We start from the raw sequence: 6,932 nt of genomic DNA, 5'->3' as shown, positions 1-6,932 counted from the left end.
CTGGCGGCGCTTTCCCCCGCAATCTCACGGACAAGGCAGCTCCGCTCGAACATGAGCCAGTCGTGGTACTCGCGTAACAGGCGCGGCGTGATGGGCTCGGCCACGGCGGCAGGCGCACCGATGAGGGCCACACTGCCGCCGATCAGCGGGAGCGTGGTGAGGCCGCGCAGTAAGCCGCGGCGATTAGCGGGAGCGGTCATTAGGCCCTCCCCCCGACCTTGCTGAAAGCTTCCGTGCGTCGCGTGTCGAGTCGCCGGGCCATGTCCAGCAGCACTATGCTGATGACGTAGATCTCCTCCGGCTCAATCGGGGTTTCGGTTGTGCCGAGGCGGTTGAGAAGCATGGCCCACCGGCCCAGATCCCGGATATCCCCTTCCATGCTATCGACGGCATTGAACGCAGGATGGCTGCTCATGCCGCTTCTCCCACGTTGAAGCGGTGAGCGCCGCGGCCGGTCCATTCGACAGCCGAAGCGTCCAGCACCTCGGGCTCTCGGTCCGCGTCGCCGTCCATCGCGTCGAGGAGATCGATCAGGCCGCCGATCAGATCCTCGACCTCGGTGCGGGACAGAGCGCGGATGCCGTGGGTGAACTGGCGTGGATCTAGAACTAGATCGGCCGCCCGCATCGCGCGGATGGCCTGTGTGACCGGTCCTACCTGTGTTGAAGGCAAGCGCGGGCGTTCACCGCCGCCGAGGGGCGGTGTAGGGTGGTGGATAGCCATGTGACGTAGATCCCAGACGTTGCAAGGTTAGGGCCGGATGGAAGCTTGCACCCTTCCGTTCGGCCTGCTTTTGGGTTAAACCGAAAAGTATGCTGATGTCAATTCCGGTTGAACCGAAAAAGCGTGGTCGCCCTGCCACCGGACGTGATCCGCTGGTCGGCTTTCGCGCACCGCCGGACCTACTTGCTCAGCTTGAAGCCTACGGCGAGCGTGAGGGGTTGAAGCGCTCAGAAGCCATCCGACGCCTCGTTGAGGAAGCCTTGAAGGCGAAGCGGTCTTAGCGGAGCCACGAATGTTGGAGCCAGACCTGGACCTAGACAACCACGATCTGGAGCACTCCCCGCTGTCTGGCTCATTCAGCCGGAATGGCGAGACCGTCGATGTCGAGATTTACCGCTATGCTGGCACTCAGGATCCGTGGCGGTTGGTTGTAGTCGACCTGTCGTCGGGTCGCCCCACCGCTTGGGCTGAGACCTTTGTGACGGATCAGGAGGCCTACGAAGCCTTCACCGCGATGGTCGAAGCGGACGGCATGGCGACATTTGTGGGCGTTGTGTCGCCTGTGCGGCACTGATACCGGGCGAAGCACTCACCGAGCACCTGAAGGCGAAGGGCTATCTGAAATGAGGCGCACGAAGCGCAAGCTGCCTGACAGCCTGACGGCATACCTGTCGGATCCGAAGATCGTAGCCTTTCGGCCTCGCGCCAGCCAGCGCCGTACCTACAGCTCATCTGGATCGGCGCAGAAGGTGGCCGCCTCGGTCGTGACCCTGATTGTCGTCGTCCTAGCCGGTGGCCACTTGCTGCACGCTTGGTAAGCTGTTCAGCACGCCCTCGCCGACTGGCTCACCGGCCAGCGCAACGTGCGGCACAGCGAGGATCCTGAAGGGGCGAACTGATGGACGAGCCGGCTGCCACAGACACCGATGTCTCGGCGGCTCTGTCTGAAGTCCTACGCCTCACCACCGCACTCGCGGATCGTGTGTTAACTGACCTGGTCGCGGGGCAACCTCTCGAGAAGAATCAGAGCGAAGCGCTTTGGACTGCTGTGAGGAACCTGAGGGGACAGGGAGTGTCCTTGCCATCCTCGTTGGAGCAGACAATCCAGGAGATCTCTCAGCGAGCGATAGAGGCGATCAAACGAGCGCGGGAATCACCGGCCGGACCGGTGTCTTGGACCTTTGGTAGACTTCGTGGGCGCCAGCGGATCGTCCTTGCCAAACCGAAGCCATCCCCCGGCCCCGTCAAACAGGCGTAGATCAGGGGACCAGTATGGGCATCGCGTGCGAAGTCTGGATGAACGAGGCCGAGCGGCCGATTGGCAAGTTCGAATTCGGCACGGTGCCGCGCTCTGGGGAGACCATCGCGCTGCCGGCCGCCGAGGATAGCGCCTAAACCCACTACCAGGTCGAGCGCGTGACGCCCCGCGCGCATGGACCGTCCGAGCATTGCGCGACCTTCCTGTTCGTCGCCGCGGTCAGCAAGCCGAGCTGAAGCCGCGCGTCATTTTCATAAAGGAGAACGACGAGAGGCCGAGAGTGGAGCCGAGAGAAAAGCCACGGGCCCTCCCGAATAGCGATCGATGTGGCGCTCGCGAGCGGGACGAGTTCGAAACCGCCCAGTGTTATCACTTGGCACCCCGGACGGAGCTGAGGCGCTTCACCTACTATGCTCACCCGTCGCGCGCTGATCTCCCGCCCTGCCGTGACCGGCGTTCTGGCCACGGCAGCCACCGTTTTGAGCGCTGGATACGCGATGGCGTTCGAACCCTACCATGTGCAGATCGCAACCTATCCCCTGACGCCCCAGGGCTGGCCGCCGGATTTACAGCTGCGCATCGCGGTCCTGACCGATTTCCATGCTCATCCGCGCTGCATGGGGGAAGCGGAAATGGCGGCGGTAGTCGCGCGAACGAACGCGCTCGCCCCTGACGTCGTCGTACTCCTGGGCGATTACGGCTCGCAGGAACCAGGCCCGGTGCCGATCGAGACCGTCGCTTCCATCCTGCGCGGGTTAACGGTGCCGAGGGGTACCTACGCGATCCAGGGCAACCATGACTGGGGCGACGATCGGGAAGCGCGTCGCCGTGGCCATGGCCCCACGCGCACCGAACGCGCGCTGCGAGCAGTTGGCATCCCGTTCATTGAGAACACGACGGTGCGGCTCGACCTTCCCATACCGCTCTGGCTGGCTGGTCTGGAGAGCGAAGCGACACCGGGGCAGCCGCGGTCGGAGCAGGAGTACAATCGGTACCGCCTCGATACGCTGAACCGAACGCTCAATGACGTGCCACCGGGCGAGCCCGTGATCCTGCTAGCCCACGAGCCGGACATTTTCGCCCTCGACCTTGATCGGCGGATCGTCCTGACCTTATCGGGACATACGCATGGCGGTCAGATCCGCATCCTGGGCTGGTCACCTTGGATTCCCTCTCGCTACGGCCGGCGCTACGCTTACGGCCACATCGTCGAGCAGGGGCGCGATCTCGTGGTGTCGGCCGGCCTAGGATCCCACTTCGTGGCTGGACGCCCGTTGCGCATGGGCGCGCCACCCGAGATCGTCATCGTCGATGTAGGAGCTGCAACTGCTGCTACATCGTAGGGCGTAGGTGAACGCCTCTTAGCCGCGTCGACATGTAAGCTGAAGCCGTGGACGCGGTGGGCGGGAGATGTGGGCCTGTAGCTCAATGGTTAGAGCCGACCGCTCATAACGGTCTGGTTGCAGGTTCGAGTCCTGCCGGGCCCACCAAGCCTCCGAGGCGATCGAAATACCCCTGGTGAGGAACAACCGTCAGCAGCCGATGCAGACGTGCGGATCCCACTTCGGAAGGGGCTTCAGCGGCGGCAAGGGCTTGAACACCTGAGCGTCCGCGGTCACGGTTTGCTCAGGCAGAGTGACCACCGCTGTATCGCGACCCACCGAGCTGACCGATTCGGCCGCCATAGCCGGCGACGCACCAATGCTACCCGTTTGCTCAGGATCGGAGGCCTGCGCGGCACCGAAGCTCAGCGAGACGGCGATAGTTGCGATGATCAGGCGGGTGGTGTTCATGGCTTTGCTCCGCCGGCACAACGTGAAACCGGCGCCCGGGTTCGAGTGCGCGGGATGCAATGACAGCGCACCTCCTACCAAGCTCATAAGACCGCCGGCGTCATCTTCATCGAGGAGAACGGCGAGGGGCCTGGGGTGCGGTTGAGGAAAGCCTGAGGCCATGACCGTAGACATCTTTGGGTTCTGGAGCCGCATCGCCGACGATGCATTCGCACATCCGGATGACGCAGCGGTTTTCGAGCGGCAGCCTGGCTGGCCGAAAGAGGAGGAGCGGCTTGGCGAGCGCTCTAATCACAACTTCAATCTCGACTGTCTGCCGATCGGCTTCTTTGGCCCGCTGCGCACCGCGAAGGTCGTGCTGCTATTCCTGTCCCCTGGGTATGATCCGTTCGACACGAGGCATGCCCAGACGCCTGAGGGCCGCGCCTACTATCGCGAGCAGCGGGCCGGCTTTCGCGACCTGCCCAGCGTGACTGATCACGAGGGCGCTCACCTCTGGTGGACTCGGGTCGTCCGCCAGTTCGATGCCAAGCCAGAAGCATTGGCGGACCGGATCGCCATCCTCAACATCGGCGCCTACCACTCCCGCAAGTTCCACGACTGGCACCTGCTGACGGCCCTACAGTCCAGCCGGGTCGCCTTGGACCACGCCCAGCGAGTACTGTTTCCGCAAGCCGAGGCCGGGGAGCGCGTGGTGGTGTGCCTCCGCTCCGCCCGTCTGTGGGGCCTCAGTCGCGGCCAGGATGACAAGGGAAGCCGGTTCGGTCAGTCTCTGTTCGTCCCGTCCTGCACTCCAGGCGGCATGATGCATCACGGCGAGTTGCGGATCGCGACTATCGCTGCTGTGCAAGCTGCCCTGTCGCTCTGATGTCGATTGAAGCCACCGACATCATCATCCTCGATCACAATGGCGAGCCCCCCCCGGGGTTGCGGCGTAAGAAGGCGTCGAGCGGTAGCCGGAACGGCAACTATCGGCACGGGCTGCGGACGCAGGCTGCGGCCGCAGCCCGGCAGGAATGCCAGGAGGTGCTGGCGGCTTCGCACGAGCTGCTGGCGCAGCTTTCGTAAGCGCCGATAATGGCCAGTAATGGCCGGCAATGACGGGTAATAACCGCTAATGACCGGGAGCGGAGCCTGTCCACAATCCCGTCAGCTAGGAAAAAATGTCATCCATTCCGCGGCGCGAGGCGCGACCACGAAGGATGTTGATGGCCTTGATCCAGGCCGCAAACGATTTGGTTGGCAGCCGGTAATACCCCTGACGGGACTCATCAAGGACGATGATGTTTTTTGATTTCAACGTGTTAAGCGCGTTGTTTATTGTAGTTTCCTTGATGCCACTTTTCTGAATTAGATCTCTTCGGGATACCCACGCATCACTATATTCAGCCATTGTATCCAAAACTTTTCTATAGCTTTCGGATGATATTCTAGAAAAATACATCTCATCAAAATATTTGCTACCTAGCTGCATCAGTGCGCCATTCTCCTTATATGCGCCCCTTACGACGTCATGAACGTCTATCTCGTTGTCCTTGTCTTCAGCAAAAGCGTAGTATGCGAATTGTTGCACAAAATGAGGATAGCCCTCAGATAGATCTGAAATCACTCCGAGCGCGTCCTTTGTTATCTTTGTCTCGGTTTTGTTTATCTCCAAGGCCTCCTCAAGCCCTCGGTTTACTACGTACTCGCGCTCAGCAGGTTCTAACGGTTCAAGCTTCAATGTTTCAAACACACGCGGCGACGACTCATGACTTGCGCGAAGTTTTGGAATAACAGTAGGTAATCCAGCAAGTCCCAGGACAACTTTGTTGCAACCTCTTCTTGACAATCTTTCCGTGAAGAGTTTTACAAATTCACCTAATTTAGTGGACTCAGCAGGACCGTCAGCTTCGTCGATCAATATGCAGATGCCATCAATTTCTATCCGAGCGTCTATGGCCAATTTCACGAAATTTTCGACTAATAAATCTCGCGCGTCATCGGCCTGCGCTTCCGTTGACTTGTGATAACGAACACCCATAATTTCCCAATTGGAGATGAAATCCCAAACTGCACCGGCATTCTTTTTTACTTGATCTCTTAAATCAATTTCTCTTTTAAGAGCCTTTGCAATTGACCTTATTAGATCTATTTGATCTTCAGCGCCCCCAATATCAACCGAAATGGTAAGAAAGTTGAAATGCGCATTGTCAGCATGCTTCCACTTGCCGGATGCCAAGTTCTCAACAACCAAGAAAAGCGATGATTTACCTATGCCTCGCTCGCCTTGAATTAAAAAATGCTGAGGGTTGCTGTGCTTTGTCTGAAATAAACATTGCTCGACAGTGTCTATTTCCTCAAAGCGCCCAGAAAACATTCCAGGACCAACGATGCTGTTTGGGCGAAATGGATTAAAGCGCATGACCCACCTAACTTTGAATTCAAGCTAGGGAGTCTCAGCTCAGAAGCCAAGGCACAAGCTTCTCGGAGAGGCTCGACACCGCCATCCCGGCGGCTATCCTGCCGGGATGCGCACAGCTCTCGCCGCCCTCGCTCTCATCGTCGCTGCCGGTGGAGTGCAGGCGACCGAGCCTACGGCGAAGCAGCTCATCAAGGCCTACACCGAGGCTGACGCGGCGTGTCGAGGCTCGCCCGGCGATTCAGGGGCCGCCGAGTGTGAACGGCGCACTCGGCTGAACTCGCGGCTCAATCAGATCGGCCGGTGCTACGGCAAAGCGAATCAGGAAACGTCCGAGTTTGCCTGGCACGCGTGCACGTCCCATTCGAACCGCAGCAACGATCTGGCGCCGACTTCCCACTGATACTCGATCGCTGTTACCGCTCGGCCCAGCCCCGATCTGCTCACGGGGCGGGGGAGCGTCCGATCTCTCAGCGTGTGAGCCGAGCCGGTACGCAACGCGCTTCCCCGGCAGGATGGCAGGCGGCAGTTACTGGGGCATGCCAGAGCTGCCGGCAGACGGTCCCGTGCCGGGATTCGGGATGTGAAGATTCGGCGCCGGGAAGCCGGACGCGAATCGGCGTGGGAACTACGCTCCGTGTACCGTCTTGCGCCTTTACGGAGGCAGGGAGGTTTCCCTTGATCGACATCCGGATGTCTCAGGACAACGACGGGCGTTGGACGGTCTATGCGCCCGGCCTCGTGGTCACCGATCTCA

9 protein-coding genes, 1 tRNA gene and 1 pseudogene are annotated in these 6,932 nt (G+C 60.4%); 6 read left to right on the top strand and 5 right to left on the bottom strand.

Translation table 11 applies throughout. The features are described from left to right. The 3 genes and pseudogenes from MKK75_RS06180 to MKK75_RS06170 all read right to left on the bottom strand — a co-directional run. A pseudogene (locus tag MKK75_RS06180) lies at window positions 1-200 on the bottom strand (hypothetical protein); the annotation flags it as partial. Then, entirely contained in the window at window positions 200-415 is a 216-nt protein-coding gene (locus MKK75_RS06175) for a hypothetical protein (RefSeq protein ID WP_244041739.1), read from the bottom strand. The gene MKK75_RS06175 and the pseudogene MKK75_RS06180, both read right to left, overlap by 1 nt. Next, window positions 412-723, bottom strand: a complete 312-nt coding sequence (locus tag MKK75_RS06170; RefSeq protein WP_244041738.1) for a hypothetical protein — start codon at window positions 721-723, stop codon at window positions 412-414. The genes MKK75_RS06175 and MKK75_RS06170 overlap by 4 nt, the downstream gene beginning before the upstream one ends. 89 nt (window positions 724-812) lie before the next feature. On the opposite strand from MKK75_RS06170, the gene MKK75_RS06165 reads away from it, so the two are divergent. From MKK75_RS06165 to MKK75_RS06150, 4 genes are all read left to right on the top strand, one after another. After that, the gene (locus tag MKK75_RS06165; protein ID WP_313901832.1) at window positions 813-1,004 is read left to right on the top strand and encodes a ribbon-helix-helix protein, CopG family; all 192 of its coding nucleotides are present in this window, start codon (window positions 813-815) and stop codon (window positions 1,002-1,004) included. An 11-nt stretch (window positions 1,005-1,015) separates the two neighbouring features. Further along, on the top strand, window positions 1,016-1,297 hold the full coding sequence (locus MKK75_RS06160; RefSeq protein WP_244041737.1) for a hypothetical protein: 282 nt from the start codon (window positions 1,016-1,018) through the stop codon (window positions 1,295-1,297). Between the two features lie 1,181 nt (window positions 1,298-2,478). Beyond that, on the top strand, window positions 2,479-3,324 hold the full coding sequence (locus tag MKK75_RS06155; RefSeq protein ID WP_244041736.1) for a metallophosphoesterase: 846 nt from the start codon (window positions 2,479-2,481) through the stop codon (window positions 3,322-3,324). A 71-nt stretch (window positions 3,325-3,395) separates the two neighbouring features. Continuing rightward, a tRNA-Ile gene (locus MKK75_RS06150) sits at window positions 3,396-3,471 on the top strand. Between the two features lie 42 nt (window positions 3,472-3,513). On the opposite strand, the gene MKK75_RS06145 is transcribed toward MKK75_RS06150, so the two are convergent. Beyond that, a complete protein-coding gene (locus tag MKK75_RS06145; protein WP_244041735.1) occupies window positions 3,514-3,774 on the bottom strand; it encodes a hypothetical protein in 261 nt (86 codons plus the stop codon). Between the two features lie 160 nt (window positions 3,775-3,934). On the opposite strand from MKK75_RS06145, the gene MKK75_RS06140 reads away from it, so the two are divergent. Both MKK75_RS06140 and MKK75_RS06135 read left to right on the top strand, forming a co-directional pair. Continuing rightward, window positions 3,935-4,642 (top strand): hypothetical protein, encoded by a 708-nt coding sequence (locus tag MKK75_RS06140; RefSeq protein WP_244041734.1) that lies wholly within the window; start codon window positions 3,935-3,937, stop codon window positions 4,640-4,642. Beyond that, window positions 4,642-4,842, top strand: coding sequence for a hypothetical protein (locus MKK75_RS06135; protein ID WP_244041733.1), 201 nt, complete (start codon window positions 4,642-4,644; stop codon window positions 4,840-4,842). Before MKK75_RS06140 ends, MKK75_RS06135 begins: the two co-directional genes overlap by 1 nt. 85 nt (window positions 4,843-4,927) lie before the next feature. Here MKK75_RS06135 and MKK75_RS06130 read toward each other — a convergent pair whose 3' ends face one another. After that, on the bottom strand, window positions 4,928-6,178 hold the full coding sequence (locus MKK75_RS06130) for a hypothetical protein (protein WP_244041732.1): 1,251 nt from the start codon (window positions 6,176-6,178) through the stop codon (window positions 4,928-4,930). Window positions 6,179-6,932 lie beyond the last annotated feature (754 nt).

The organism is Methylobacterium sp. J-030 (assembly GCF_022829545.1).
Classification (GTDB): domain Bacteria; phylum Pseudomonadota; class Alphaproteobacteria; order Rhizobiales; family Beijerinckiaceae; genus Methylobacterium.
This window is presented reverse-complemented; position numbering and strand designations above follow the sequence as displayed.